General features: G+C 60.0%; 26 protein-coding genes and 2 pseudogenes. 4 read left to right on the top strand and 24 right to left on the bottom strand.

Going from position 1 to position 24482, the window contains the following annotated elements; all coding sequences use genetic code 11:
* Positions 1-18: 18 nt before the first annotated feature.
* From ACA041_RS20915 to ACA041_RS20840, 16 genes are all read right to left on the bottom strand, one after another.
* The gene (locus ACA041_RS20915; protein ID WP_497436924.1) at positions 19-246 is read right to left on the bottom strand and encodes a recombinase-like helix-turn-helix domain-containing protein; all 228 of its coding nucleotides are present in this window, start codon (positions 244-246) and stop codon (positions 19-21) included.
* 1 nt (position 247) lies between these two features.
* Complete coding sequence (locus tag ACA041_RS20910) at positions 248-565, bottom strand: hypothetical protein (protein WP_497436920.1); 318 nt, start codon at positions 563-565, stop codon at positions 248-250.
* A gap of 14 nt (positions 566-579) precedes the next feature.
* Positions 580-1722 (bottom strand): FAD-dependent monooxygenase, encoded by a 1143-nt coding sequence (locus tag ACA041_RS20905; RefSeq protein ID WP_497436917.1) that lies wholly within the window; start codon positions 1720-1722, stop codon positions 580-582.
* Between the two features lie 13 nt (positions 1723-1735).
* Positions 1736-2701, bottom strand: a complete 966-nt coding sequence (locus ACA041_RS20900) for a VOC family protein (RefSeq protein WP_497436913.1) — start codon at positions 2699-2701, stop codon at positions 1736-1738.
* Positions 2698-4194: an aldehyde dehydrogenase gene (locus ACA041_RS20895; RefSeq protein WP_497436910.1), complete on the bottom strand. Its 1497-nt coding sequence runs from the start codon at positions 4192-4194 to the stop codon at positions 2698-2700. Before ACA041_RS20895 ends, ACA041_RS20900 begins: the two co-directional genes overlap by 4 nt.
* A 10-nt stretch (positions 4195-4204) precedes the next feature.
* A complete protein-coding gene (locus ACA041_RS20890; protein ID WP_497436905.1) occupies positions 4205-5008 on the bottom strand; it encodes an aspartate dehydrogenase in 804 nt (267 codons plus the stop codon).
* A 10-nt stretch (positions 5009-5018) separates the two neighbouring features.
* A complete protein-coding gene (locus ACA041_RS20885) occupies positions 5019-6701 on the bottom strand; it encodes a thiamine pyrophosphate-binding protein (RefSeq protein ID WP_497436902.1) in 1683 nt (560 codons plus the stop codon).
* Positions 6694-7491, bottom strand: coding sequence for an SDR family oxidoreductase (locus ACA041_RS20880; RefSeq protein WP_497436898.1), 798 nt, complete (start codon positions 7489-7491; stop codon positions 6694-6696). The genes ACA041_RS20885 and ACA041_RS20880 overlap by 8 nt, the downstream gene beginning before the upstream one ends.
* Before the next feature lies 1 nt (position 7492).
* Positions 7493-8329 (bottom strand): IclR family transcriptional regulator, encoded by an 837-nt coding sequence (locus ACA041_RS20875; protein ID WP_082930373.1) that lies wholly within the window; start codon positions 8327-8329, stop codon positions 7493-7495.
* Positions 8326-9210, bottom strand: coding sequence for an alpha/beta fold hydrolase (locus ACA041_RS20870; protein ID WP_497436893.1), 885 nt, complete (start codon positions 9208-9210; stop codon positions 8326-8328). Before ACA041_RS20870 ends, ACA041_RS20875 begins: the two co-directional genes overlap by 4 nt.
* A gap of 4 nt (positions 9211-9214) precedes the next feature.
* On the bottom strand, positions 9215-9766 hold the full coding sequence (locus ACA041_RS20865) for a cupin domain-containing protein (RefSeq protein WP_497436887.1): 552 nt from the start codon (positions 9764-9766) through the stop codon (positions 9215-9217).
* Positions 9767-9779: 13 nt separating this feature from the next.
* Positions 9780-10547 (bottom strand): SDR family oxidoreductase, encoded by a 768-nt coding sequence (locus tag ACA041_RS20860; protein ID WP_497436884.1) that lies wholly within the window; start codon positions 10545-10547, stop codon positions 9780-9782.
* Entirely contained in the window at positions 10544-11320 is a 777-nt protein-coding gene (locus ACA041_RS20855) for an ABC transporter permease (RefSeq protein WP_497436881.1), read from the bottom strand. The genes ACA041_RS20860 and ACA041_RS20855 overlap by 4 nt, the downstream gene beginning before the upstream one ends.
* Positions 11321-11348: 28 nt before the next feature.
* A complete protein-coding gene (locus tag ACA041_RS20850; protein ID WP_497436877.1) occupies positions 11349-12350 on the bottom strand; it encodes an ABC transporter substrate-binding protein in 1002 nt (333 codons plus the stop codon).
* Between the two features lie 40 nt (positions 12351-12390).
* Positions 12391-13242 (bottom strand): ABC transporter ATP-binding protein, encoded by an 852-nt coding sequence (locus ACA041_RS20845; RefSeq protein ID WP_497436874.1) that lies wholly within the window; start codon positions 13240-13242, stop codon positions 12391-12393.
* Between the two features lie 292 nt (positions 13243-13534).
* The gene (locus ACA041_RS20840) at positions 13535-14014 is read right to left on the bottom strand and encodes an HlyD family secretion protein (protein ID WP_497436872.1); all 480 of its coding nucleotides are present in this window, start codon (positions 14012-14014) and stop codon (positions 13535-13537) included.
* On the opposite strand from ACA041_RS20840, the gene ACA041_RS20835 reads away from it, so the two are divergent.
* Positions 14013-14210 carry a hypothetical protein gene (locus ACA041_RS20835; protein WP_497436870.1) on the top strand — a complete coding sequence of 66 codons (198 nt, stop codon included), beginning with the start codon at positions 14013-14015 and terminating at the stop codon, positions 14208-14210. The two genes, ACA041_RS20840 and ACA041_RS20835, sit on opposite strands and share 2 nt — an antisense overlap.
* Positions 14211-14457: 247 nt before the next feature.
* Here the strand turns inward: ACA041_RS20835 and ACA041_RS20830 are convergent, their stop codons facing one another.
* The 8 genes and pseudogenes from ACA041_RS20830 to ACA041_RS20795 all read right to left on the bottom strand — a co-directional run bounded on the left by ACA041_RS20830 (position 14458) and on the right by ACA041_RS20795 (position 22149).
* Entirely contained in the window at positions 14458-15018 is a 561-nt protein-coding gene (locus ACA041_RS20830; protein WP_497436867.1) for a PqiC family protein, read from the bottom strand.
* Positions 15019-15035: 17 nt separating this feature from the next.
* A complete protein-coding gene (locus ACA041_RS20825) occupies positions 15036-16691 on the bottom strand; it encodes a PqiB family protein (protein ID WP_497436863.1) in 1656 nt (551 codons plus the stop codon).
* Complete coding sequence (locus tag ACA041_RS20820; protein ID WP_497436860.1) at positions 16672-17316, bottom strand: paraquat-inducible protein A; 645 nt, start codon at positions 17314-17316, stop codon at positions 16672-16674. The genes ACA041_RS20825 and ACA041_RS20820 overlap by 20 nt, the downstream gene beginning before the upstream one ends.
* A complete protein-coding gene (locus ACA041_RS20815) occupies positions 17313-17909 on the bottom strand; it encodes a paraquat-inducible protein A (protein WP_497436856.1) in 597 nt (198 codons plus the stop codon). Before ACA041_RS20815 ends, ACA041_RS20820 begins: the two co-directional genes overlap by 4 nt.
* Before the next feature lie 574 nt (positions 17910-18483).
* Positions 18484-18907 (bottom strand): annotated as a pseudogene (locus ACA041_RS20810) (hypothetical protein).
* A gap of 267 nt (positions 18908-19174) precedes the next feature.
* A pseudogene (locus ACA041_RS20805) lies at positions 19175-19273 on the bottom strand (thioredoxin domain-containing protein); the annotation flags it as partial.
* Between the two features lie 495 nt (positions 19274-19768).
* Positions 19769-20902, bottom strand: a complete 1134-nt coding sequence (locus ACA041_RS20800) for a pyridoxal-phosphate-dependent aminotransferase family protein (RefSeq protein WP_497436852.1) — start codon at positions 20900-20902, stop codon at positions 19769-19771.
* A 341-nt stretch (positions 20903-21243) separates the two neighbouring features.
* Positions 21244-22149: a LysR family transcriptional regulator gene (locus ACA041_RS20795; RefSeq protein WP_497436847.1), complete on the bottom strand. Its 906-nt coding sequence runs from the start codon at positions 22147-22149 to the stop codon at positions 21244-21246.
* Positions 22150-22236: 87 nt separating this feature from the next.
* On the opposite strand from ACA041_RS20795, the gene ACA041_RS20790 reads away from it, so the two are divergent.
* The 3 genes from ACA041_RS20790 to ACA041_RS20780 are packed head-to-tail and all read left to right on the top strand — an operon-like array spanning position 22237 to position 24474.
* Positions 22237-23367 carry an alanine racemase gene (locus tag ACA041_RS20790; RefSeq protein ID WP_497436844.1) on the top strand — a complete coding sequence of 377 codons (1131 nt, stop codon included), beginning with the start codon at positions 22237-22239 and terminating at the stop codon, positions 23365-23367.
* Positions 23368-23415: 48 nt separating this feature from the next.
* The gene (locus tag ACA041_RS20785) at positions 23416-23790 is read left to right on the top strand and encodes a RidA family protein (protein ID WP_497436841.1); all 375 of its coding nucleotides are present in this window, start codon (positions 23416-23418) and stop codon (positions 23788-23790) included.
* Positions 23791-23811: 21 nt separating this feature from the next.
* Positions 23812-24474, top strand: a complete 663-nt coding sequence (locus ACA041_RS20780) for an HAD family hydrolase (RefSeq protein WP_497436839.1) — start codon at positions 23812-23814, stop codon at positions 24472-24474.
* Positions 24475-24482 lie beyond the last annotated feature (8 nt).

Genomic DNA, 24482 nt, shown 5'->3' with positions numbered 1-24482 from the left:
TTATTTACCTCCGGCGGGTCATTCGCCCAGCCGAGCCATCAGGGTTTTATAGGCGTCCGTGGTCCACTCGCCGCTGGTCAGCGGGCAGGGCGGCCCGGCCAGGTTCAAGTGCGCAAGCAGGTCGGGCAGCTCGGTCACGCCATTGCCGAAAGCGCGTTCGATGGAGTCGCCGAGCAACTCTTCGAACTGGGTGTTGGGGCGTTTGCGGGCCTGATGGGGCTCCAGGTAGGGTTCGGTATTGCTCATCTCATTGACCTCCATTGCGTACCCGTTCGCGGATCATTTCGCGCACGGGAATAAAGTCATACGTGGGGAAAACCTCGGTGCTGAACACACCCCAGGCCGAGCGTTCGAGCTCGACGTTGAGGGCCGGCAGCAGGCTCGGCGGCAAACGCAGGGTGACGATCTGGCCCAGGCCCATGGCCACGGTCCAGGACACCACCTCGACGCCTTGCGGGGGAAACCGCTCCCACCAGTCCTGCTGTTTCATGTGCCGCTGAATGTCTTCCAGGTTCTTCGATTGGTCGTGCTTGAGCAGCACGGTCACCAGCAGGGATTCGCTCATGGTCGTGTCCTGGTTCAGGCCGCGGCTGATGTCGGCACGGTCCAGGCGTCGTAGCCGTAGACCCAGTCGGCGTTGCCGCCGTCCTTGAGCCATTGGTTGCCGCGCGAGCCGATCTGGATCTGGCTGGTGCGTTGCAGCCGTGCCTGCTGGTAAGCGAGCAGTGCATCAGCGACCTGCGAAGGGCTGGTCAGGTCTTGCAAATGGCGAGCGAGCACCACCGCATCCTCGATCGCCTGGCCGGCACCTTGCGCCATGAACGGCATCATCGGATGGCAGGCATCGCCCAGCAGGGTCATCGCGCCCTTGGACCAGAACGGCAGCGGATCGCGTTCATACAGCGCGGTCTTGAGCACCTCGTTGCACGCCTCCAGCAGGGCGCGAGCATCCGGGTGGAAGTCCTGATAATGGCTGCGCAACTCATCGGCATCGCCGGCGCTGGTCCAGGACTCTTCATGCCAGCTGTCCTGAGCGGTGGTGGCGAAGATGAAGATGTCCCGGCCCTGGTTCAGCGGAAAGGTCACGATCTGGCTTTCGGGGGTAGGGCCCCACCATTTGGTGAACGCCTGGATGTTCGGCACATGGGCCACGCTTTCGGCGGGTACCACGGCACGGTAAGCGACCACACCGGTAAAGCGCGGTTGCTCGTCGCCGAACAGCGCCTTGCGCACCACCGAATGAATGCCATCGGCGCCGATCAACAGGTCGGTGACGTGGCGGCTGCCATCCTTGAAGCGCAACTCGATGCCGTCGGCGGTTTGCACGACTTGCTCGGCGCGTTTAGCAAACTGCACCTGTGCGGCAGGGAAGACATCCGCCAGCGCGGCAAGCAGGTCGGCACGATGGATGGTCAGTTGCGGTGCGCCGTATTTCTGCTCGGCGGCATCGGACATCTCCAGGCGCGATGTTTCCTCGCCGCTGTCCCACATACGGCTGATCCGATGCGTCGGACGCGCCGCCGGGATTCGCACCGCGGCGCCAACGCCCAGACCGTCCAGGGCGCGTACGGCATTGGGTGTCAGGTTGATATCGGCACCGACCCGCAAGAAGGCTTTCGACTGTTCGAATACGGTGACGTGATGGCCCGCACGCAGCAGGGCAATGGCGGCGGTCAGGCCACCGATACCGGCACCGGCAATCGCGATATTGAGTGAAGACATGGGTAACTCCTGCTCAGGATTTCGGCTTGTCGGTAAGGAATTTGCCCTGGGGCGCTTCGACATGTTGCTGGCGGCGGGTATTGCCATCGATGCCGCCGGCGATCGCCCACTCGGCGAAGACCGTCGGGCCGGGTTCGAAGGTGCGTGGCTGCCATTCGCCGGTCAGTTGGTCTTCGTCGGCGTAGTACTCGACCAGCGCGCCGGCCGGGTTCTTGAAGTACCAAAAGAACGCCGACGACACCGGGTGCCGACCGGGGCCGATTTCCGTGGCCCAGCCGCTGCGGGAAATGTGCATGCCGCCGCCGAACACTTCGTGCACATCGCGCACGGTGAAGGCGACGTGGTTCAGGCCGGCGCGAGGGGCGGGCAGCTGCAGCATGAACAGGTCATGGTGGCCGCCTTCCTCGGCGGTGCGCAGGAACGCGCCGCGGTCCGGATAGCGGTCCGAGGCCTGGAAGCCGAAACGCTCGTGGTAGAAGGCTTCGCAGGCATTGACGTCCTTGACGAAGAACACCACGTGCCCGACTTCGATCGGCGTGGCGCGGTCGTAGATCGGCGCGGCCTTGTTGATCCGGCCTTTGGTTTGCCAGGTGTTGTGGCCGCTGCACTCGATGTCCAGCTCACGCTTGCGGGTCACTTGCAGACGGATCGCCAGGCCATTGGGATCGGTGCAACCGATACGCCCGTTGGCCTCTATGAAGCCCGGATCGTTGGCGATTCGCTCGCTGTACAGCTTCAGATCGGCATCGCTTTCGACGCCCCAGACCACTTCGCGCACGGTCGAGCCGGCTTCGATGGCTGGCGGCAGGCCGGCCTTGTTGATGTCGGCCAGCACCACGCGGCAGCCGTTGAGGGTTTCGAAGATCACCTCGTCAGGCTGCTCGCTGACCTTGCTCAGGCCCCAGTCGCTGAAGAACCGCACGCTGGTCTCGAGGTCCTCGACGCCGTAGGTGACTTCATCAATACCCAAGACGCTCATAATCCAACCTCCCGTTGCACACCGGCCCAGGCCAGTGGCTGTTCATTCATGCCCCAATAGAGGCTCTTCTGTTCCATGTACTGCAGGATGCCGAGGCGGCCTTTTTCCCGGCCCAGGCCGCTGTCGCGCCAGCCGCCGAACGGGGTGGAAATCGAGAACTGCTTGTAGGTGTTGATCCACACCGTACCGGCCTGGATTTTCCGACCCAGGGCCCAGGCGCGTTTGTAGTCGCCGGTCCAGATCCCGGCAGCGAGGGCGTACAGGCTGTCGTTGGCTTGCTCAAGCAATTGCGCTTCGTCATCGAACGGCATGGCCACCAGCACCGGGCCGAAGATCTCTTCCTGGCACACCTGTTGGCTGTTGTTCAGGCCTTCGAGGATGGTCGGCGGGTAGTAGTAACCCTGGTCGTAAATACCGCCGCTCGGGCGTTGACCTCCGAGCAGCAGACGTCCGCCTTCGGCCAGTCCCAGCGCGACATAACGCTCTACCGACTCACGGTGACCGGCGCTGATCAGCGGACCCATTTGCGTGCGCTCGTCCGCCGGATCACCGACCCGCAACTCGGCCGCCGCCGCCACCAGACGCGCCATGAACGGTTCGTACAGCGCACGGGCGACAAACAACCGCGAGCCGGCAATGCAGGCTTCGCCCGAAGAGCTGAAGATGCCGTACAGCACACCGGCCACGGCGTGGTCGAGGTCGGCGTCGTCGAGGACGATGGTCGGCGATTTGCCGCCCAGTTCCAGCGACACCGGCATCATCTTGTCGGCGGCGATGTGGGCAATGTGTTTGCCGGTTTTGGTGCCGCCGGTGAACGACACGCGCTTGACCAGCGGGTGGCGGGTCAATGCATCACCGAGCAGCGAACCCTTGCCCGGCAGCACACTGAGCAGCCCTTTGGGCAACCCGGCCTCTTCGCAGATGCGCGCCAGTTGCAGCGCCATCAATGGGGTGATTTCCGCCGGTTTGATCACCACTGCGTTGCCCGCCGCCAGGGCCGGAGCGACCTTCTGCGCTTCGCTGGCAATCGGCGAGTTCCACGGGGTGATCGCGGCGATCACGCCCATAGGCTCGTAGACGCTCATGCTGACGAAGTCACCGCGGGAGGGCGTGATGGTTTCCTCAAGGGTTTCACAGGCCGCGGCGAAGAACTGGAAGGTGCCGGCCGCGCTGGCCACCAGGGCACGGGTTTCGTTGATCGGTTTGCCGTTGTCCTGGCGTTGCAACTGCGCCAGTTCTTCACTGCGTGCGCGGATCAGTTCGGCGATGCGGTACAGCACACTGGCTCGCTCGTGGGGTTTGCGCTGCGCCCAGCCGCTGTGTAGAAACGCCTGATGCGCCCCTTGCACGGCGTCTTCCACGTCTCCGACGCTGGCGGCATTGAGCCAGGCAATGGCTTCGCCGGTGGCGGGGTAGCAGCTGGCGTAGCGCTCGCCGCGCCCCAGGCGCCACTCGCCGGCAATGCAGATTGGTAAAGTCTGTTCGAGAGTCATCGACTGTCCCCTAAATCGAAATCGCGTGGGCATGGTTGCCCAAGGCGCGGACGACGCTGTAAACGGTCAGCGCCGAGGTCTTCGGGTTGGCCAGCAGCGGCTTGCCACGCAAGCTCAGTTCGAAACCGCCAAAGGCACCGCGGGCTTCGAAGTGATGAACGTTTTCCTCGCTCAGCGGGTCGGCGATCAGGGTCACGTGGGTGCGATCCAGGCCGAGTCCGGCCAGCGACAGGGTCGCGGCGACGTTGGCGTTTTTCGGGTAGAGGCGGGCCGCTTCCCGGGCGCTGCCCTGAAAGATCACCGTGGCTTCGGTAATACCGTCCAGATCACAGGCCTGTTCGGCCGGGGTGTTCTTCCAGGCGCGTGCCGGCTTGCGTCCGGTGTAGTTGACCGAGTCCAGTCCGCCGACCTTGGCCGCCGACAAGGCATCGATGCCGCCGATGGCGCCGGGCAGCAATTCGATGCGGGTCTGGCCGCGTTCGGCCGCCGCTTCCAGGCGTTCGACCAGGCCGACTTCGGACAGCGCACCGACCGAGACGATCAGGCAGGCGATGCCACGTTCCAGGGCCGGCAACACATGTTCCTCGATGGCGCGATGGCCGGCGCACTCGACCAACAGGTCCGGGCGCGCATCCGCCGGCAACGCCGTCAGCACTTGCGGAGGTTGCTTGAAACTGGCCAGCCTTTGACGAACAAGCTCTTCCGAGCCGGCCGAGGCGATGACGTAATCGACGCACAGCTGCGGGTCTTTCTCCAGCAGTTCGAGCACGCCGACGCCAATGGCGCCGCAGCCGATCATGGTGATGTGCAACATGACGAAGTCCTCAAGCCGTGGCTTTCTGCGCTTTGGTTTCGCTGTTGGGCGGACCGGCGAACTGGGTGGCGAAGCTGCCGACACTGAGCATGTCGACTTCCAGCAGGAACGGACCGGGTTGCGCCAATGCGCCGTCGACCACGCGCCCGAATTCCTTCAGGTCGGTGACCAGGCCGTGGCGCAGGTTCAGCGATTCGGCCAGCTTGGAATAATCCGGGGTGTGCAGGTCGACGTAGCAGTGACGGCTGCCGTAGACCGCGTCCTGAATATTGCGGATCACGCCGTAGCGTTGATCGTTCATCAGCAGGATCACCACGTTGGCGTTCTCTTGCACCAGGGTCGCCAGCTCACCGAGGTTGAGAATGAAACCGCCGTCACCGGCCAGGGCGAAGACCTTGCGCTCAGGCGCGGTTTCCGCTGCGGCCACCGCCGCGCCGATGCCCATCGACAGGCCCTGGCCAATGCCGCCGCCGAGGGCATGCACGCCGGCGCGTGGGTGGTACAACGTCAGCAGGCGGTTGCCCCAGATGCTGTTGGACAGCGTGACATCGCGCACCCAGCTGAAATTGCGCCCGGTGATGGCTTGCAGCTGTTCGACCATCGCCGAGTACGGGCCGAGGTCGGCGATCAGTTGCGTGCGGGATTTTTCGCGAACGGCCTTGAGCTCGGCGAGGAATGTCGGGTCGATCTGCAAACGACCTTCGAGACGATCAGCCAGGCCTTCGAGGGCCAGCGCCGAATCACCGCAGATGAACAGCTCGCTGTTGTAGCTGCGGCCTTCGATGGCCGGGTTGGCGTCGATGCGCAAGGTGTTGCGCGGCAACTTCAGCGCGTACTTGAAGGTCTCGTTGCTGCGCAGGCGGGAACCGGCGATCAGCAGCGCATCGCAGCTTTGCAGGAACTGCTCGACCAGCTTGTTTTGCGAAAACGCGCCAAGGCAGTGCTCATCATCTTCGTTGACCACGCCGCGACCCTGGGTCGAAGTGATCACGCCGACACCCATGTCCAGCAGGCGTTTGACTTGCGGGCCGGCATGCCGCGCGCCGCCGCCCAGCCACAGCAGGGGCCGGGTGGCACTGGCCAGGCGCTCGGCGACCAGGTCCAGCGCTTCAGGCGCGGGCACGGCTACCGGGATCGGCAGCGGCGAGAGGTCGGTCGGCATCGGAATGAAGGTCGACTGGATGTCGATCGGGATCTCCACGCTGACCGGTCCGGTGGGCGCAGTCAGTGCGGTTTGCACCGCCAGCTTCAGGGTGCTGAGGGCGGTTTCGACGCTGCGCACGCGGAACGCGGCCTTCGACACGGCCTTGAGCATGGTCAGTTGATCGCGGGCTTCGTGGATGTAGGCGAATTCCTGATCCAGGTACGGCGTTTCGATCTGCCCGGTGATGTGCAGCAGCGGCGTGCCGGCGGTCAGTGCTTCGACCATGGCGCCTGCGGCGTTACCGGCGGCGGTGCCGGTGGACGTCAGGCACACGCCCAGGCCACCGGTGGTGCGGGCATAGGCATCGGCCATGTTGGTGGCGCCGGCTTCGCCCCGGGCCATGACGAAACGGATGTTGCCGCGCACGGCGAACGCATCGAGGATCGGCATGTTGTGGATCGAGATCACACCGAACGCGGCCTTGACGTCGCACTGCTCGAGAAACGCGGTGATGGCGGCGCCAACGGTGACAGTATTTTCATTACGCATGGCGGGACAGGCCTCCAGAAACATCGATATGGCTGCCTGTGGTGTAAGCCGACAGAGGCGAGGCCAGAAACAGGATCGCGCGGGCCGCTTCAATCGGCAGGCCCAGACGCCCCAAGGGAATGTGTTTGTGTTGCGCGAGTCGGGCGGTCCATTGGCTCCAGTCCAGATCCCGTTCTTCGCGGGCTTCGAAACGGCGGCGCCACTGCCCGGACTCGACCAGGCCGATGAGGATGCCGTTGACCCGGATGCCATCGGCGGCAAATTCGGTGGCCATCGAACGCACCAGGTTCATCACCCCGGCACGCGCGGCCGAGGTGGCGACCATGTGCGGCTCTGGCTGGCTGGCCAGCAGCGAATTGACGCAGACGATGGCCGCGTTCGGTTCACCTTGCAGCTGCGCCTTGAAGGCGCGAACCGGGTTGATCACCGAGAAAAATTTCAGGTTCAGCTCTTCGGTCCAGGCGCTGTCGGTGGTGTCGGCGAAGGTCGACACGCGGCCTTGTCCGGCGTTGTTGATCAACACGCTGGCCGGTCCCAGCGCTGCCAGGCTGGCGGCAGCAAAGACGTTGACCGACGCTGCATCGAGCACGTTGCACACCTGGGCCAGCAACTTCGCCGCGGGGAAGCGTTGGCGCAACTCGGCTTCGGCGCTGCGCAGGCGGTCTTCGTCGCGACCGCAGAAGGCCACGGCGGCGCCGGCTTCGAGCAGCAATTCGACACAGGCCAGGCCAATCCCCGAGGAGCCGCCGGTCACGATGGCGGTGCTGTCTTGCAGTTGATAGAGACTCATCTCAATCCCTCATCAAGGCGGTCACGCGGTGCTGGCCGTCGTGGCCGGCAGCGCTGTTGTAATCGAGCAACCGCGACAGCTCGTCGGCGCTGCGACGCACTTGCAGGAGCAATTCGTTGAAGTTGACGTGGGCGATCTGCGTGGTCGGAATGGTCACGCCCAGGGCGGCGACGATCTGCCCGGATTGATCGCGCACCGGTGCGGCGACGGTCGAAATGGCTGATTCGAAGAAACCCTCGCCGCTGACAAAACCGCGCTGACGGTCGGCCTGGACCATGTCGAACAGCTCCATCACGGTTTTCGGCGTGCAGGGCGAGAACTGCTCCAGGTGATCTTCCGGGTACAGCTCGCGCAACTCGGCCAGCGACAGGTCTTCGAGCAGAATGCGCCCCAGGACCGTGGCGTGGGCGGGTAGGCGGGTGCCGACATTCACCGCGCTGGAGAACACCGACGGCGGCGAGACCTTGGCCACGTAGACAATCGAGCGCCCGTCGCGCACCACCAGGTTGCTCGGGTAGTTGAGGCGGTCGCACAGGCGGGCCAGCAGCGGCTGGCCGAGTTCGGTCAGTTCCAGGGAGGCCAGGTATTCGAAGCCCAGGCGCAGCACCGACATGCCCAGGCGATATTCATTGCCGCTGCGGGTGACGAAACCCATGGTTTCCAGGGTCGTCAGCAAGCGGAAGATCGTCGAGCGCGGCAGCGCCAGGCGCCGGGCCAGTTCCGGCGCGGTCAGCGTGCGATTGCGCCGGCTGAACTCGCAGAGCAGCAGCAGGCCGCGCTCCAGGCCCGGCACGATGTATTTGTCCTGAGCGTCCTTCAGCAGATCAGAATCGTTCATAGCGATGCACCTGTCAGGGATTCTTTGATGGCACAGGCCAAACGGCCCGCCACCACACAAGGTTGTTCGATGGGGCTGGCGTGCCCGGCATCGGCAATAAGGTTGAACGTGCCGCCCAGGGCCTTGGCCAGGGTCAGGCAGCTTTCCGGCGCGGTGATGCCGTCGGCTTCGCCGCAATGCACTTCGCAGGGCATCGACAGCGGGGCGTGCCGCAGCAGGTCATCGCCGCACAGCAATTCGATGGCCTGGCGATAGCCGTCGGGGTTGAGCCGGGCCATGTTCCATTGCACCCAGGCCTGTGCCTTCGGGCTGGCGCCTGGCGCCAGCATGTAGGCGCTGCGTTGCTCGGCCATGCGCGGGATGCCCAGTTGCTCCAGGGCGCGCAGGCGCTTGCTGCGCACTTCCTGGCGCTGCACGGCGCGCGATGGATGGCCGTAGCCCTGGGCGGGGCTGATCAACACCAGTCGACTGACCCGCTGCTGATGCACGCCGCTGGCGAACGCCGTGGCAGTCATCGCGCCCAGAGAATGCCCCACCAGCACACAACGCTGGATGTCGAGCGCGTCGAGCATCTGCAGCAACCGCTCGGCGTAGTCCGAAGCGTCCGGGGCCAACGCTCTCAGCGGTGTGGAATCACCGTAGCCGGGAGCGTCCCAGGCAATTACCCGGGCACTGCGGCCCAGTTCGCGCGCCACCTCCAGCCACGATGCCGAACCCGAGCCGATCCCGTGCAGCAACACGATGGCCGGCCCGGTCCCGCATTCGCGCACGGCCTGGCGGGCGCCGGCGAGCTCCAGGAGGCGCTGGGGAAAGTCCAGCGCCAGTTGGGCCTGGAGATCAGCCGTGAGCGATGGGACGAAATGGTCGATGGCGTGCAACATGGGCTTATCCGCGCTTGATCGAGGCCAGGGGGTGTTCTGGCGGGTAGGTTGGGGTAACCGGTTTTTTCGCGCCGAGCATCACGCACATCAACGCGTCTTCATCGCCGATGTTGATCTCTTCGCGGTATACGCCAGGCGGCACGGAAATCACGTCGCGGTCGGTGAGAATGGTTTCGAAACGCTCGCCGTCCTTTTCGATCACCACTTTGAGTTTGCCGCGCAGCACGAAGAACACTTCTTCAACGTCGGTGTGCAGGTGCGGCGGGCCTTCGTGACCGGCCGGAATCACCATGGTGGAGAAGGTGAAGTTCTCCGAAGGAATGGTGTTCATGTCGTTGCTCACGCCGGTGCCGCCAGTGCCGATGTAGCGCATTTGCGCGCGGCGGAATTTGGGGTCGTAGTCGGCCTGGAATTTCAGCGCGTTCCAGTCGTACTTGCGCGTTTCATAGCGGGCGATGCGGGTCTGCATCCAGCTTTCAAGGTCGCTGCCGGCGGGTTGTTCCCAGCTTTTCGGGGTATTTTGCTCTGAAGAAAAGTGTGCGGATAGATCGGTCATGGCTATCTCCTGATCAAGGCATGACGAACCCGCCGTTGACCGGCAGGGTTTGTCCAGTGATGAAACGGGCGAGGTCGGACAGCGCGAACAGCACGGCGCCGCTGACGTCTTCGGGAAGTTGTGGGCGCTGAATCGCCCGCTGGTCGTTGTACAAACGGTGGCGCGCTTCGGGCACGTAGGCAGTGGCTTCGACCAGCACCAGGCCGGGGGCGATGGCATTGACCGTGATGTTGTCGGCACCCAGTTCGCGGGCCAGGCTGCGGGTCATGGCGATGATTGCGCCTTTGCTCGCGACATAGGCCAGCAGGTTCGGCGCGCCCCACAGCGGGGTGTCGGACGCCAGGTTGACGATGGCGCCATGGCCACTGGCGCGCAGGGCCGGCAGACAGGCCTTGGTCATCAGCCAGGTGCCGCGCACGTTGACCTGCATCACCTGATCCCAGGTGTCGAGGCTCAGCTCTTCGCAGGTCTTGCCGCCGGAATTGGTGATCGACGCGTTGTTGACCAAGCCGTCGATCCCGCCGAGTAAACGGGTGGTCTCAGCGACGCAGGTGTCGATCGAATCCGGTTGTGCCAGATCAATGCTCACGCCATAAACGGTCAGGCCTTCAGCGACCAGTTCGGCGGCCGATTGCTGGACGCGCTCGGCGAGTATGTCAGCGATCACCACCTGGGCACCGGCGCGGCCGATGGCCTGGGCGAAGGCGTAACCCAGGCCGCGGGCGCCACCGGTGACCAGCACGCGACGGCCTTCGAGCAAACGAGTGAGGGCCGTCATCATTGAGTACTCAGCATGGCTTTGGGCATGTAGTGCAGAACGCGTTTCTCGGCCCAAACCACCGCGCCGTAAGCGAGTACACCAATCAGCGTCAGCATGACGATCGCGACGAACACACCGGCGGTGTTGCCCTGGCCTTCGGCATCCACCAGCAGGAAGCCCAGGCCCTGGTTGCCGCCGACCAGCTCACCGACGGTGACGCCGATCACGGCCAGGGTCGAGGCGATGCGCAAGCCGGAAAACAACGCGGCCATGGCCGACGGAAATTCCACCAGGCGAAAGATCTGCCAGCGGCTGGCGTTCATCGTCCGTACCAGGTTGATCATGTCCGGGTCCACGGTGCGGATCGCCGACAGCACGTTGATCATCACCGGGAAGAACACGATCAGGATCGCGATCAGGATCTTCGGGTAGATGGTGTAGCCCAGCCACATGACGAACAGTGGGGCGAAGGCAACTTTCGGCGCAATCTGCAGCGCCAGAATGTACGGCGACAGCATGGCTTCCGCTGCGGGCGAGAGGCCCAGCGAGACACCGATCGCCACGCCGAGCAGGGCACCCAGGCCGAAGCCGACGATGATCTCGAACGCGGTGATCAAGGTGTGCTGCAACAGGCCGCCGGTCTGCCACATCACCACGCTTTCCTGGGCCACCCGGCTCAGTTGCGGCATGACGAATTCGGGCATGCCGAGCAGTCCCGGGCCCCATTGCCAGAGCACCAGGAACAGGACCAGCAGGGCGGCGCTGCCGAGCATGGAATTATTGAGGTTTTTCATCGTGTCGTTACCTTGTTGTCACTGGCCGTCATTGCGCGGCTGTTTGGGTGTCGATGAACTGGTTGGTGTACAGGTCGTCGAGCTTCGGCTCCTGGGTGACGATGCCTTCGCTGACATAGAACTGGCGGACCGTCTCCAGCCGCGCCGGATCGATGCGCCCCGGTACGACCTGGTTGGCGTAGACGTGCTCGACGTACAGCTTGAAGACCTTCTCCAGCGACGCTTCCTTGCCGGCATAGGCGGGAACGGCCTTGGCGAAAGTGGCCGCGGCGGCTTTCGGGTCTTCAATGATGTCGCGCATGCCTTGCAGGGTGGCCTGGACCACGCTGCGCACGATCTCGGGATGGTTCTTGATGGCGTCGTCGGAGGCGAGGATCGCCTGGGCCATGCTGTCGAAAATCTGCGCTTGCGGGATCAGCTTGATCTTCACCCCGGCTTCTTCGGCGTTGACCACCCAGTCCGGCACGCCGGCCATCGCCTGGGCTTTATCGGCCGAGAACAACTGCCAGACGCCCGACGGCCCGGCGGCCTGAATGTTCACGTCGGTTTTGCTCAGGCCGGCTTTGCGCAGCGAGGCGAGCAGGGCGTAGTAGGTGGTGTCGGAGTAGGACATCACCGTCATCGTCTTGCCTTTGAGGTCGGTGATCGAGTTGATGTTTTCCGCCGCGTTGGTGGCAATCATGGTCACGCCACCGGCGCCCAGCACCGCGACCGCACGCACTGGAATGCCGTTGGCCCGCACCACGATCGGGGTATCGCCGATGGCGCCGCCGAGCATGGCGTTACCGGCACCGATCTGTTTGGCCACATCCACACCGCCCTTGGCGGCGATGAAGGTCATGTTCAGGTTGTTCGCGGTGTAGTAGCCCTTTTGCTGGGCGATGATCCACGGGGCGAACGCCGGCGAGTTCGGCGGCGCCGGCAACAGGTACGTCACGTCGGTCGACTGCGCATGGACCGCGAATGCCATGCCCAGGCCGAGCGCGAGGGCGCCGGCCTGGCTGAAGCGTTGAAACAGAGACTTGAGCATGGATACTCCTGAATCGGTTGATGGCCACAAGGGCGATGGATCAATGCAGTTCGGTGTTTTCGCTGACTTGCAGCAACTCCATCAGGCGACCGACCAGCGGGCCGATTTCCGGCAGCTTGCGGCGCTCCAGCGGGTTGTCGCGAAACGGCAGATCAATCTCGATTTCTTCGATGATGGTGCCGGGGCGGGCGCTCATGACCAGCAAGCGATCGGACATGGCGATGCCTTCGATCAGGTCATGGGTGATGAACAGGGCGGTTTTCTTTTCATCGAACAGCATCCGCGCCATGTCCTGTTGCAGGATCATCTTGGTCTGCGCATCCAGGGCCGAAAACGGTTCGTCGAGGAACAACACCTGCGGATCGATCGCCAGGGTGCGAGCCAGGGCCGCACGCTGGCGCATGCCACCCGACAGCTGGAAGGGGTAGTGGTCGGCAAAACCTTGCAGGTGGCAGCGATCGAGCAGATCTTTGGCCACGGCCTGGCGCGTGGCCGCCGGCACACCCTGGATTTCCAGGCCCAGCTCGACGTTGCGGCGAATGCTGCGCCACGGCATCAGCAGGTCTTTTTGCAGCATGAACGCGACCTGACGGACCGGACCGGTAACGGCTTCACCGCCGACGAAGACTTCGCCTTCGCTAGGGCGATACAGCCCGGAACCCATATTGAGGATGGTGCTCTTGCCACACCCGGAAGGGCCGATGATCGACACCACTTCACCGCGGCGAATCTTGAAGTTCACCTCGCGAATGGCAAACGGCGCTTCGGACTTTCCCTTGGCCGGGAAGCATTTGCCGACATTACGGAATTCAATTTCGGTGGGCTCCGGATTGTCCTTGGGAGCGGGCTTATTCCATTGAGGGGCGACGGCGTACATCTCTTTCACAGCCATTGGGAAGGGTCTCTGGTCTGTTTTATAGGTGATACGCCGTTTAGTGCATGAACAATGCCAGAGCGGTAATGGATTTAAATTTTGTTAAAAAATCCTTATTTTTTAATTGTTTACGGAGATTTCAGGGTTTTTTGCTCGTTTCATATATGAAACATGGTTTCTTATCTGGCACGAAATTGCACATCAAATGTGCGACGCTCGGAAAATTGCGAGCGCGCAGTGCCTTTTTAGGTAACGTCGTATGTCGGGAAACAGCAGATTTGTTTCGAGGATGAAACGTCGGTGGGAATGTTCATCCACCGACCCGGATCTGCGGGGTGACGGACATGCCGACCCGCAGCTTCGCCGCCCCGGGCTGATCGGGATCGATGCGAATGCGCACCGGCAAACGCTGGACGATCTTGGTGAAGTTACCCGTGGCATTGTGCGGCGCTACCGCGGAGTAGCTGACGCCGCTGGCCGGTCCCAGGCTTTCCACCGTTCCTTTGAGCGTCTCGCCTGGCAAGGCATCCACTTCGATGTCCACCGCTTGACCGGTCTGTACCCGCGCCAGTTGCGTCTCCCGGAAGTTGGCGGTGATGTAGACCTCGTCCAGCGGAACGATCGCCAGCAAGGGTTTGCCGACATTGACGAAAGCCCCGACCCGTACAGATTTCTGCCCGATCGTGCCGCTGATCGGTGCCGTGATACGGGGATAGGACAGCTTCAGCTCGGACGCGGATACCGCGTTGTCCTGGGCGGAGAAAGCAGTACGGGACTTGCCGGATTTCATGTTGGCCATCTCCGTCCTCGCGGCGAGCCATGCGTTGGCCGGACGGCTGACCGAGGCGCAACGTGCGGCACAGCATTTGCGCCAGCTCGATCTGGCGTTGCATTTGTCCAACCTCACCGATTGGCTACCGATCCACCGCCCGGAGAATCTCGCCACCCTTGTGGATGGTCTGCGCAGGGCGGGGTTGCCGGAGTAAAGGAGTTTACAGGCCGGGTGTGGATGTTGAAGGTTGGATTGAATGTCGTTTCTGGCCGAATGCGGGCTTTCATCGAGGGCAGTTATCGACCCAAAGCGGAAGTTGACCATTTCCTCAAGCGCACTGGTTCTCCGCGTACACGGTGCGGCCGGAAATCTCTCTGGCCAGAATCATCCGAGTTTGCTGGCCATGCGTGGCTGGGGCTGCTGATCATTCCGTCAGTCGTTAGCTGGCTTTAAAACATTTTTTACCGCTCGACGGGGCAGTCACCAGATGTCCTGCCCGAAGCCTCACTGATTACCGCAGCCAGGCGTTTTACATTGTCTTGGTGAGCTATCACCAAGTCATCGATGGTAGGGCCGGATGGCGAGCGAAGGGTCGTTCGGCAAGTCATCAGCGAGTTATTGACTTCACCTGTTGTGCGCAGGCGCCATTTCACGTCGAGCAAGGCGAACTGATCGGGAATCGAGTCAAAGCGCTGCACGTCCAGCCGCACCGACAGTTTGCGCTGGGGCGTGCTGTTGGTCAGTTGATCGACCAGCGCACTGCGCAATTCATCTACCAGACTCGCGGCCCACCATTGGGTTTCCAGAATGGCCATGCCACTGTTGCCTTGGCGGATGACAATCTGCGGACGATCGACCTGGGGCGGCACGCTGATGCCTTCGATCCGGATATCCGCGGCGCCGGACTTTGAACTGCCGCTCAGTTGGGCCGGCATCAGGGTGTGAAATTGAATCGGATCACTGCGGCAAGCGGCGAGCAGCAACAATGCAGTGACCAAGCTGATCTTCAGCGGAAAAACCATGAGTGTTGCTCCTGTAGTCAGTTGCGCGGTGGGGCCTTCAGATCCATCGGCGCGGCATTTTCGGGACGACCGCGGAGTAGCGACTCCGGATTGCGGCCGAGGTAGTCCGAGAGTTCTCGCAAGGAGCGCGACATGCGTCCGAGTTCGTCGAGGGTCTGGGTCAACTGCTCCCGTTGCGGCGAATCTTCGGCGAGTGTCGAATTGGCCGATTGCAAGGTTTTGCTGACGTCCGCCAAGGTGGTCTGCACGCTTGGCAGGGTCTTGGCGTTGAATTGAACGAGACCTTTACGCAGTTCGACAAGGTTGCTGTCGAGATTGCCGGCAATGCGTTCGATCGGCAGATCGTTGATTTTGGTAACCATGTTTTCGAGTTTTTCCTGCAACTGCTCAAGGCTGCCAGGAATGGTCGGGATTGTGACGGGCCGAGCGGTCGGGTTGAACACGACCTTCTCGGCTTTCGGGTAGAAGTCGAGCGAGATGTACAGCTGACCGGTCAACAGGTTGCCGCTGCGGGCCTGAGCGCGCAGACCATTCTCAATGAACGTTCCCATCAGACGAACGCCAGCGGCTTCGTCATTGGGGTCATGCTTCAAGACCTCAAGCATTTTGACGTGGGCCTGACCCAGACGTTGCGGGTAGGCCACGATGCCGACGTTGACCGGGAAGCTGCGTTTCTTGGCGTCGAAATCCAGATTGACCGAGACCACCCTGCCAACCTCGATGCCGAGGAGTTCCACCGGCGCACCGACCTTGAGCCCGCGCAAGGCCTGATCGAAACGCAAACTCAGGTATTGCGCCTTGCCGTTGGGCGGGGCGAGGGCGGTTTGTTGATCATCGAACAGGTCGAAAGTTTTTTCTTCGGGGGCGGGTACATCGTTGGGGCTGTACTCCGGGGCGCGGAAGGCGATGCCGCCGACCAATATGGAGGACAGCGACTCGGTCTTCACTGAAAAACCATTGGCGCCGACATTCACATCAATTCCGCTGGCGTTCCAGAATCGGGTGTTTTCGGTGACGTAGGTATCGTTGGGTGAATGAATGAAGACTTCGATGTTCACCCCTTTGCCGTCGGCATCCAGGGCATAGGCGACCACCTGGCCGACCGGAATCTTGCGGTAGTAAACGGGGGAGCCAATGTCCAGCGAGCCCAGGTTCTGGGTGCGCAGGGTGAAGCGTTTGCCCGGCTCGCCATAGGTGATGGGCGGCGGGTTTTCCAGACCGATGAAATTCTTGGCGCGGGCATTGGACTGGCCGATATCGGCGCCAATGTAGTCACCGGAGAGCAGGGTATCGATGCCCGACACGCCGCCGGCACCGATACGTGGTCGGACCACCCAGAATTGCGAATCCTTACGGGTGAAGCTTTCCGCCTGCTTGTCCAGTTTGATGGTTGCGTTGACGCTCTTCTGATCGTCACTCAATTCCACGTCGGACACTGTTCCGATCACCACGTTGCGGTACTTGACCACGGTTTTGTGGGCAGTCAGACCGCTGCCGGTCTTGAAGTTCAGAGTGATGGTCGGTCCTTCCTGCATCAGGCTGTGTACCACCAGCGATATCCCCACCAGCACCGCAACGATCGGCACGATCCACACCAGCGAAACGCTGAAGCGACGGGTTTTGATGGGGGCTTTGCCCGGGATTTTTGGCCCGTCAGTGGCTTGCAGTGTCATCCATTTGCTCCTTGGTTTGTGGGTTATCCCAGATCAGGCGTGGATCGAAACTCATCGCCGACAGCATGGTGAATATCACCACCAGGCCAAAAAATAGAATGCCCATGCGCGGCTCGATATCGCCCAGCGCCTGGAACTTCACCAACGCTGCCACCAGCGCGACGACAATCACGTCGAGCATGGACCAATAGCCGATCAGCTCGACGAAACGATACAGTTTTGATCGTTCCTTGCGCGCCCATTGGCTGTTGCGTTGCACGGTCACCAGCAGCAACGTCAGGGCGACGAATTTGATACCCGGTACGGCGATGCTGGCGATGAAAATAATCAGGGCAATATCCCAGGCACCGTGCTGCCAGAAATCCAGCACACCGCTCATGATGGTGCTGTCGGCTCCGGAGCCGAGCATGGTTGTGTTCATCACCGGCAGCAGATTGGCCGGGATATAAAACACCAGCGACGCCAGCAAGTAAGCCCAGGTTCGGGATAGAGAATTGATTTTTCGCTCGTGCAGCGGAGCGTCACATCGCTCGCATTGATGCGCACGATTGCTCAAGTCGCAGGCCCGGCCGCAGGTATGACACAAGCAAAGGTTGAGTTCGCTGGAGGTCGGTGGCGCATTCATAGGATGTCCCACAATTCTCGAATATCACGCCCGGCAAGGCGGATCATCATCAGGCTGAGCACGGCCAGGGCAAACAGGCCGATACCGGGCATTACCTCGAGCAAGCCTGCGAGTTTGAACACCGCCACCATCGCCCCCAGCAGGCAAACTTCCAGCATGCTCCAGGGCCGGAGGGTTTCCAGACAGCGCATACACAGCTTGAACGCCGGCGAACGTCTGTTCGCCACTGCGAAACTCAAGACCCACATTAATAAAAGCAGCTGAAAAATTGGCGCGATGATGATGGCAATCGCCGCCACCATGGCAATAAACGTGATCGGTCCTATGCTGAGGGCCAGTACCGAATCCCATAACGTGGCGCTACTTTTCAGACCTTGCAGGTTGATGCTCATGACCGGATAGAAATTGGCGAAAACCCACAGCACTGCCGCAGTAAAGGTCAACGCTAAACGCTGCTCTATCGACAGGCCGTTAAAGCGCTGAAGCACGCCATCGCAACGCGAACAATAGGAAGTTTGATAGTTGACGAGGGTAACTTTTTCATACACGCAGTCACAATGCTCGCAGATGACCAAGTGGTCACAATTTGCCATAGATCTTACTCGTCAAAAAACCGATGAATACTGAAGGTGAGCCAATACAAAGAGGTTAGAAAAATGCACAAATTTTATTAAATAAAATGGCTTAATTCTGTGAGTCGACCCAAGATCTGCTCAGCATTTTTGCTTTACATCTGTACCGTTTAGGTACTGAGTCGTCAAAAATCAAACTCATGATCTTTTTATTTAACTGCATTGGTAATTCTTTGGTCTGGTGGAAATAGTCGATAAAGCGTCCGTCGCTGACGTTACACGACGCTCAATCCAGGCCGCGACCCGTATTTTCGGGGCGCGATCATGAAACGATTCATTGAAGGTGACGGTACCTGCAAATCGCACGGTATATTCTCGAATGGGTTGTCGCCGACAACTCACGAACAACCGCGAAAGTGTTCGCAGCAGTTGGTGCAAAGGGAGGCTTGCAAAAGTGGACTCCATTAAAAAAGAAGTCCTGTTCAATAGTACCGATAGGTGGCCTGCACTGAAACTCCATTCGCACGGTTGTCGTAATGGGCACTGTTCCGGTTGCAGGCCGGAGTTGTTTTATCCAGTCTAATCAATTACGCGCTCAGTCGAGAGGCGGAAGTGCCGGCAGTTCTATTGTCGCCAATGCACGCGCCTCCTCGGGCGGTGCACCGAATGCCCGCAGCATCAGTTCAGCGGTGTCGGAGACCGATTCGCGCCACGTTCTGTGACCTTCCAGTACGAGGGTAATCGAGTCGAGGACACTGCTCGATATCAGCGTCAGCACTGAGAGCAATTGCTCCTGATGAAACGTAGACCGCCCGCCCGAAAGCCCGCTCAGAAGATCCGTGGTCTCCTGGCTGCTAAACATTTCGCGCAGCGAAGGCAAGGTCGAGGATGTTCACCTGCGAGGTGCCTCTTTCAGCGAACAGGCGAAAGGCAGCTAGATGAATGCGGCATTGTGTCGGGTTTAGGGAATTCCACAGGTTCTTCTCCAGGGTTATCTCGATAATCAATTGAACACGCATGTTCATTTTTAGTCAACCAGATTTTTTGCTTCATAAACCGTCGTACCGGAAAAATCAACATAAGTCCTTGAAAAAAAAGAATTTATTGAATGATACAGTAATGCATGTGGAGGGCCTCAGGTTTCTACTTTGACTTTAACTGAACGCAGGTGTTCAGGTGCATAACGTTTCCGGCTTGCCCATTCGGTAGGGCCTGATCAGTCATCAGGTAAGCCACATCGTCATTTAACGCATTTGCACGACATTCATTGAAGCTCAGGCGCTCTACAGATAAGGCGACTGGCGATGCTCCCCAGCAGGCAGCGCGGTCAGGTTGACCGGCAACGCCTGGTCATCGAGCCCCTTCAACGCAAGTGCGATGCGCACCCGATAGGACCCGCATTACATTGGGACTCGTTCATGAAGGAGGGGCCGCGGGGCGTTAGATGATGCCTATAACTGCCGTGGTCGCATGATGGCGAACCAGCTTATGCAGCAAGCGAGAACTGATGTGTATTCTTGGTCCGTTTTCAACGGCGCTTGTGCATTCTTTTCGCGTCACACCTTGGACGGCAACGAATGAACCTAACACTCCATAAGACAGCTAATGGTCATCTGGCACTTGATTTTAACGAGTCGTCAGACGCATGTTGGCTATTGATCGCTGAAGAGTTGATCAAACACCAGGTGTCAGTCATCCGTTTCGCGGATTGGGAGTGCGTGCTGAGAATTTGCGAATGGCTGCAATGGGTTGTGGATTCAACCGGTCGCCATCGTCAGCTTGGGTCGATCCAAGTCATACAGCCGCCAATCATCCGCCCCGTGAAAGGCTTCGTTGGAAACCTTTTCTGATAGCGCTGAAGGGTGCACGTGTCAGTAGGCTTAGTTAACCATCACCTCGTCCAGTGCCTGCTCGAGGGTGCTGACCGTGCGCTCGATATTGTGCAGCTTTTCGAGTCCGAACAGACCGATGCGGAAGGTCTGGAAGTCGGCCGGCTCGTCGCATTGCAACGGCACTCCGGCGGCGATCTGTAGGCCGTGGTCGGCAAATTTCTTGCCGCTCTTGATGTCGGCATCATCGGTGTAGCTCACCACTACGCCAGGGGCCTGAAAGCCGGCTGCGGCCACGCTTTTGATGCCTTTGCCGGTCAACATTGCGCGCACCCGATCGCCCAGAGCCTGTTGTTCGCCGCGGACCTTGTCGAAACCGTAGGCTTGCGTCTCTTTCATCACTTCGTTAAACCGCGCGAGGGAATCGCTGGGCATGGTCGCATGGTAGGCATGTCCGCCCTGTTCGTAGGCCTGCATGATCTGAAGCCACTTTTTCAGGTCGCAGGCGAAGCTGCTGCTATGCGTCTGTTCGATGCGCTCGAGGGCCAAAGAACTGAGCATCACCAAGGCGCAGCAAGGGGAGGCGCTCCAGCCTTTCTGCGGTGCGCTGATCAGCAGGTCGACTGCGCATTTGTGCATATCAACCCAAAGCGTGCCTGAGGCGATGCAGTCCAGCACGAACAGGCCACCCACCGCATGCACGGCGTCGCCGACGGCCCGCAGGTACTCGTCGGGCAGGATAATCCCTGATGAGGTTTCAACGTGGGGGGCGAAGACAATCTGCGGCTTCTGCGCCTGAATGGCTGCCAGCACTTCGTCCAGAGGGGGTGGGGCGTAGGCAGCCTGGCGACCAGTGTCGACCGGTCGGGCTTTCAGCACCGTGGTGGCCGCCGGGATGTTGCCCATCTCAAGGATCTGGCTCCAGCGATAACTGAACCAGCCGTTGCGTATCACCAGGCATTGCTGGTCGGTGGCAAACTGTCGCGCCACCGCTTCCATGCCGAATGTGCCGCTGCCCGGGACCACCGCAACAGCCTGGGCGTTGTAGACCTGTTTCAGGGTCCTGGAAATGTTCTTCATCACGCCTTGAAATGACTGCGACATATGGTTGAGCGAGCGGTCGGTGTAGACCACTGAGTACTCGACCAGCCCCTCGGGATCGATACTGGGATATAGCTTTGACATGGGTGACTCCTTTGGCAGAGATCTCAGTGGTATCGACCCTGCCCTAAGCCTTGGCAAATGACAAGATTGCTCGGGATTGAATTGCGACTTCTGTCGAGCGGCTGGCATCATCAGATCGATTACTGGACGTAGCAATGCTCGCAGGTGGCTGCTGAGTTGTGGGAGGGTGGGCCTTAAAGGTTCCTACCTCCTTACGTTCGGTCGATAACGACTAGTTACGAAGGGCAGCAGCCGACCCATAGCTGCCGGTCAGCATTGGCTAAAATTGGCCGATTTCTGCCATCTATTGGATGCTTACACTAAAAAATCCCTCAAAGTACCTTATTGTATTTGAACAAAATCTATTGTCGCCAAGGTGGTTGCGGCCGGAACTGATCCTGGAGGTAACGCAAAAAATTGAGCGTTCGCGCGGGCAACCCCTCGCGTTGATGCGTCAGCGCAACAATATTGACATCTGGCGGTTTCCAACCAGGCAGTAGTCGTATCAACGTCCCCTCCGCCAGAGCATCGGCAACATCCCATTCAGAACGCATGATGATGCCGTGCCCTTCGCACGCCCATTGCCGAATAACACTTCCATCGTTGCAGCTCAACGCTGGGCGGATGCGCACACTCAGTGTTTTACGTGCGCGCGTGAAATGCCAGAGGGTGACGTCTTCGTTGTTTTCCCGCAATGCAATGCAGGGCAGGGTAGCCAACTGGTCGGGATGTTCCGGCAGACCGTGCTGTTCAACAAAGGCGGGTGAGGCGCATACGTAGCGACGGTTGGGGGCAATGGAATGGCCCACCAGGTTGGAGGCGCGCAGTTCCCCAATATGGATAACGACATCAAATCGATCAGTCGCTTCGACCATCGGCTGTTCGGACAAACTCAATGCTATTTCTACGTCTGGATGCAGACGCTGGAAAGTCGCCACCGCGGGCGCCACGTGCAGGCGCCCAAATCCGAACGGTGCGTTGACTTTCAACTTGCCAACGAAGCCACTGCGTCGCTCATGCAGGTCCGCCAGCAGAGTATCGAACTGCTCGACCAGCTCGGCCCCACGCAGACACAAGAATTCGCCCTCATCGGTAAAGCGCAGCTGCCGTGCTGACCGATCCAGCAATCGAATCGACAGTTTTTTCTCCATTTGCTGAAGTCGCTGGGTCACGGCCGAGGGCGTCAGACCCAGCTTGCGTGACGCGGCCAACAAACTCTCGCTTTCCCGGACGACCAGGAGAAAGCGGATATCAAATGTCTCGTTCATTAAGAATCACTGAATATTAGAATTAATATTATTAAATTTTAATCTGAAATCGGAAGCTTAGAATAGCGCTATTCCAGGAGACCAGACATGTCCGCACTCACTCATATCGAAACCCCCGCCTTACTGCTCGATCGCGATCGACTCGATGCCAACATCCAACGGATGCGCAATAAGCTGGCAGCATTCAATGTGGTATTGCGTCCACACGTGAAGACCAACAAGTCGCTGGAAGTCACCGAGCGCCTGTTTGCAGGTGGGCGCGGGCCCATCACTGTTTCAACCCTGCGTGAGGCCGATTTCTTTTTCGAGGCCGGGTTTACCGACATCTTGTATGGCGTTGGCATTGCGCCTAACAAATTCGCTCACGCCGCCACGTTGATCAGCAAAGGTGCGCAGCTCAAACTGGTACTCGACAATCTGGACACTGCCAGATTATTGGCCGACTTTGCCCAAACGTCGGGTCATGTTTTTGATGTCCTGCTGGAAATCGATTGCGACGGCCACCGCTCCGGTCTCGGCCCGCAATCGCCGCTGTTGGTGGAAATCGCGCAATTGTTGAGCACCAATGGCGTCAGGCTCAGCGGCTTGATGACACACGCCGGCAAGTCCTACGACAGTCAGTCGATCGCTGAAATCGAGGCCTGCGCCCGGCAGGAACGCGCGGCGATTATCGATGCCAGCCAAATGCTCGCCGCTGCGGGTTTCAACATGACGATCATCAGTATCGGTTCGACACCCACGGCACTTTTTACTAAGGATTTAACCGGAGTAACTGAAGTTCGTGCGGGGGTGTTCGCCTTCTTCGATCTGGTCATGGCGGGCTTGGGTGTCTGCGAGGTGCAGGATATTGCGGTCTCGGTTCTGACGACCGTCATTGGTCATCAGGCTGAGAAAGGCTGGATCATTACGGATGCGGGATGGATGGCACTTTCCCGCGATCGTGGTACCGCCAGGCAAGCGGTTGATCAGGGATATGGCGTCGTGTGTGACGCCGCCGGCCAACCTATTGGTGACCTGATTGTCAGCTCCACGAATCAGGAACACGGGATCATTTCATCGCGGGCCGGAACGCTTGAGCCCGCGAGCTTGCTGCCGTTGGGTACGCTTCTGCGGATCTTGCCGAATCACGTCTGCGCCACGTCGGCGCAGCACGGTGGTTATCACGTTCTCAGTGAGGGACGCAGTCTTGGTTTCTGGCCGCGCATCACGGGTTGGTAATTAATCCATTCACCAGAACTTACAACTTTGATCGGTCGAGGTGGGCACATGAAGTTGATTACAGCAGAGAAGCTGCCTGTACCGGGTGGGCATTACTCACACGGTGCAATGGCAGGGAAACTTCTATTCATTTCCGGGCAGTTGCCGTTTCCACCGGATGCTCAGGAATTTCCTGATGGAATAGAAGCCCAGACTCTTCAGGCAATGGCCAATATAGAAGCTGTGCTTCAGGCCGCTGGTGCGTCGTTGAGTCATTTGGTCAGCGTGCTTATCTACATCGTTGATGTTGCCTATTGGCCGATCGTCAATTTGGCTTATTCAACGCTGATGGGGGCGCACCGTCCCGCAAGAGTGATTATCCCGTGTGGTCCGCTCCATCATGGGGCTTTGGTGGAAATTTCAGCAGTTGCTGAACTTGCATGACTTTAAAGAAGGGCAGTCGTTATGAATTCAATTGAAAACAATGATCAGCAGGTTCCAGTCAAACTCGTCCTGTTCGATTTGCTCACAGCTTTGCTGGACTCGTGGACGCTTTGGAATTCAGTTGCAGGCTCCGCTGAAATGGGGCGCACCTGGCGCATGGCTTATTTGAAGGCGACTTACGGCTGTGGCGCTTACCGGCCTTATGAAACGCTGGTCGAAGAAGCTGCGATCAGTGTAGGACTGGGTAAAGAGGCCGCGCAAAATCTGGAGGCACGCTGGACCGAGTTGCAACCTTGGCCAGAGGCTAAACGCGTGCTGACCGAGTTGGCGCCCCATTACAAACTGGGTGTGGTTACCAACTGTTCAGAGAAGTTGGGACGCATCGCGGCGGACCTTCTCGGAGTGCCGTTCGACGTGATTGTCACTTCTGAACAGGCTGGTTTTTATAAACCCGATCCGCAACCTTACAGGCTCGCCCTGCAAGTAGCCGGTGTAGAGCCTGCTAACGCCTTATTCGTAGCGGGTTCGGCCTACGATCTGTTTGGGACGGAGAAAGTCGGCTTGCCAACCTTTTGGCACAACAGAATAGGGCTCGACGCGCCCGACGGTGCGCCTGATCCATTAATCATGCGTCCGACCCTCGATAGCCTGCTTGAGGATATTAAAAACCTGAGCAAGAAATAACCGGGGTG

This window comes from Pseudomonas sp. LBUM1676 (assembly GCF_059695605.1).
The sequence above is the reverse complement of the archived record's forward strand: the minus strand, read 5'-3'. Positions and strand labels throughout refer to the sequence as shown.

Bases quoted from the DNA above. Each gene is read 5' to 3' on its own strand.
- ACA041_RS20915 (WP_497436924.1), bottom strand. From the start codon at position 246: ATGAGCAATACCGAACCCTACCTGGAGCCCCATCAGGCCCGCAAACGC.
- ACA041_RS20910 (WP_497436920.1), bottom strand. From the start codon at position 565: ATGAGCGAATCCCTGCTGGTGACCGTGCTGCTCAAGCACGACCAATCG.
- ACA041_RS20905 (WP_497436917.1), bottom strand. From the start codon at position 1,722: ATGTCTTCACTCAATATCGCGATTGCCGGTGCCGGTATCGGTGGCCTG.
- ACA041_RS20900 (WP_497436913.1), bottom strand. From the start codon at position 2,701: ATGAGCGTCTTGGGTATTGATGAAGTCACCTACGGCGTCGAGGACCTC.
- ACA041_RS20895 (WP_497436910.1), bottom strand. From the start codon at position 4,194: ATGACTCTCGAACAGACTTTACCAATCTGCATTGCCGGCGAGTGGCGC.
- ACA041_RS20890 (WP_497436905.1), bottom strand. From the start codon at position 5,008: ATGTTGCACATCACCATGATCGGCTGCGGCGCCATTGGCGTCGGCGTG.
- ACA041_RS20885 (WP_497436902.1), bottom strand. From the start codon at position 6,701: ATGCGTAATGAAAATACTGTCACCGTTGGCGCCGCCATCACCGCGTTT.
- ACA041_RS20880 (WP_497436898.1), bottom strand. From the start codon at position 7,491: ATGAGTCTCTATCAACTGCAAGACAGCACCGCCATCGTGACCGGCGGC.
- ACA041_RS20875 (WP_082930373.1), bottom strand. From the start codon at position 8,329: ATGAACGATTCTGATCTGCTGAAGGACGCTCAGGACAAATACATCGTG.
- ACA041_RS20870 (WP_497436893.1), bottom strand. From the start codon at position 9,210: ATGTTGCACGCCATCGACCATTTCGTCCCATCGCTCACGGCTGATCTC.
- ACA041_RS20865 (WP_497436887.1), bottom strand. From the start codon at position 9,766: ATGACCGATCTATCCGCACACTTTTCTTCAGAGCAAAATACCCCGAAA.
- ACA041_RS20860 (WP_497436884.1), bottom strand. From the start codon at position 10,547: ATGATGACGGCCCTCACTCGTTTGCTCGAAGGCCGTCGCGTGCTGGTC.
- ACA041_RS20855 (WP_497436881.1), bottom strand. From the start codon at position 11,320: ATGAAAAACCTCAATAATTCCATGCTCGGCAGCGCCGCCCTGCTGGTC.
- ACA041_RS20850 (WP_497436877.1), bottom strand. From the start codon at position 12,350: ATGCTCAAGTCTCTGTTTCAACGCTTCAGCCAGGCCGGCGCCCTCGCG.
- ACA041_RS20845 (WP_497436874.1), bottom strand. From the start codon at position 13,242: ATGGCTGTGAAAGAGATGTACGCCGTCGCCCCTCAATGGAATAAGCCC.
- ACA041_RS20835 (WP_497436870.1), top strand. From the start codon at position 14,013: ATGTTGGCCATCTCCGTCCTCGCGGCGAGCCATGCGTTGGCCGGACGG.
- ACA041_RS20840 (WP_497436872.1), bottom strand. From the start codon at position 14,014: ATGAAATCCGGCAAGTCCCGTACTGCTTTCTCCGCCCAGGACAACGCG.
- ACA041_RS20830 (WP_497436867.1), bottom strand. From the start codon at position 15,018: ATGGTTTTTCCGCTGAAGATCAGCTTGGTCACTGCATTGTTGCTGCTC.
- ACA041_RS20825 (WP_497436863.1), bottom strand. From the start codon at position 16,691: ATGACACTGCAAGCCACTGACGGGCCAAAAATCCCGGGCAAAGCCCCC.
- ACA041_RS20820 (WP_497436860.1), bottom strand. From the start codon at position 17,316: ATGAATGCGCCACCGACCTCCAGCGAACTCAACCTTTGCTTGTGTCAT.
- ACA041_RS20815 (WP_497436856.1), bottom strand. From the start codon at position 17,909: ATGGCAAATTGTGACCACTTGGTCATCTGCGAGCATTGTGACTGCGTG.
- ACA041_RS20800 (WP_497436852.1), bottom strand. From the start codon at position 20,902: ATGTCAAAGCTATATCCCAGTATCGATCCCGAGGGGCTGGTCGAGTAC.
- ACA041_RS20795 (WP_497436847.1), bottom strand. From the start codon at position 22,149: ATGAACGAGACATTTGATATCCGCTTTCTCCTGGTCGTCCGGGAAAGC.
- ACA041_RS20790 (WP_497436844.1), top strand. From the start codon at position 22,237: ATGTCCGCACTCACTCATATCGAAACCCCCGCCTTACTGCTCGATCGC.
- ACA041_RS20785 (WP_497436841.1), top strand. From the start codon at position 23,416: ATGAAGTTGATTACAGCAGAGAAGCTGCCTGTACCGGGTGGGCATTAC.
- ACA041_RS20780 (WP_497436839.1), top strand. From the start codon at position 23,812: ATGAATTCAATTGAAAACAATGATCAGCAGGTTCCAGTCAAACTCGTC.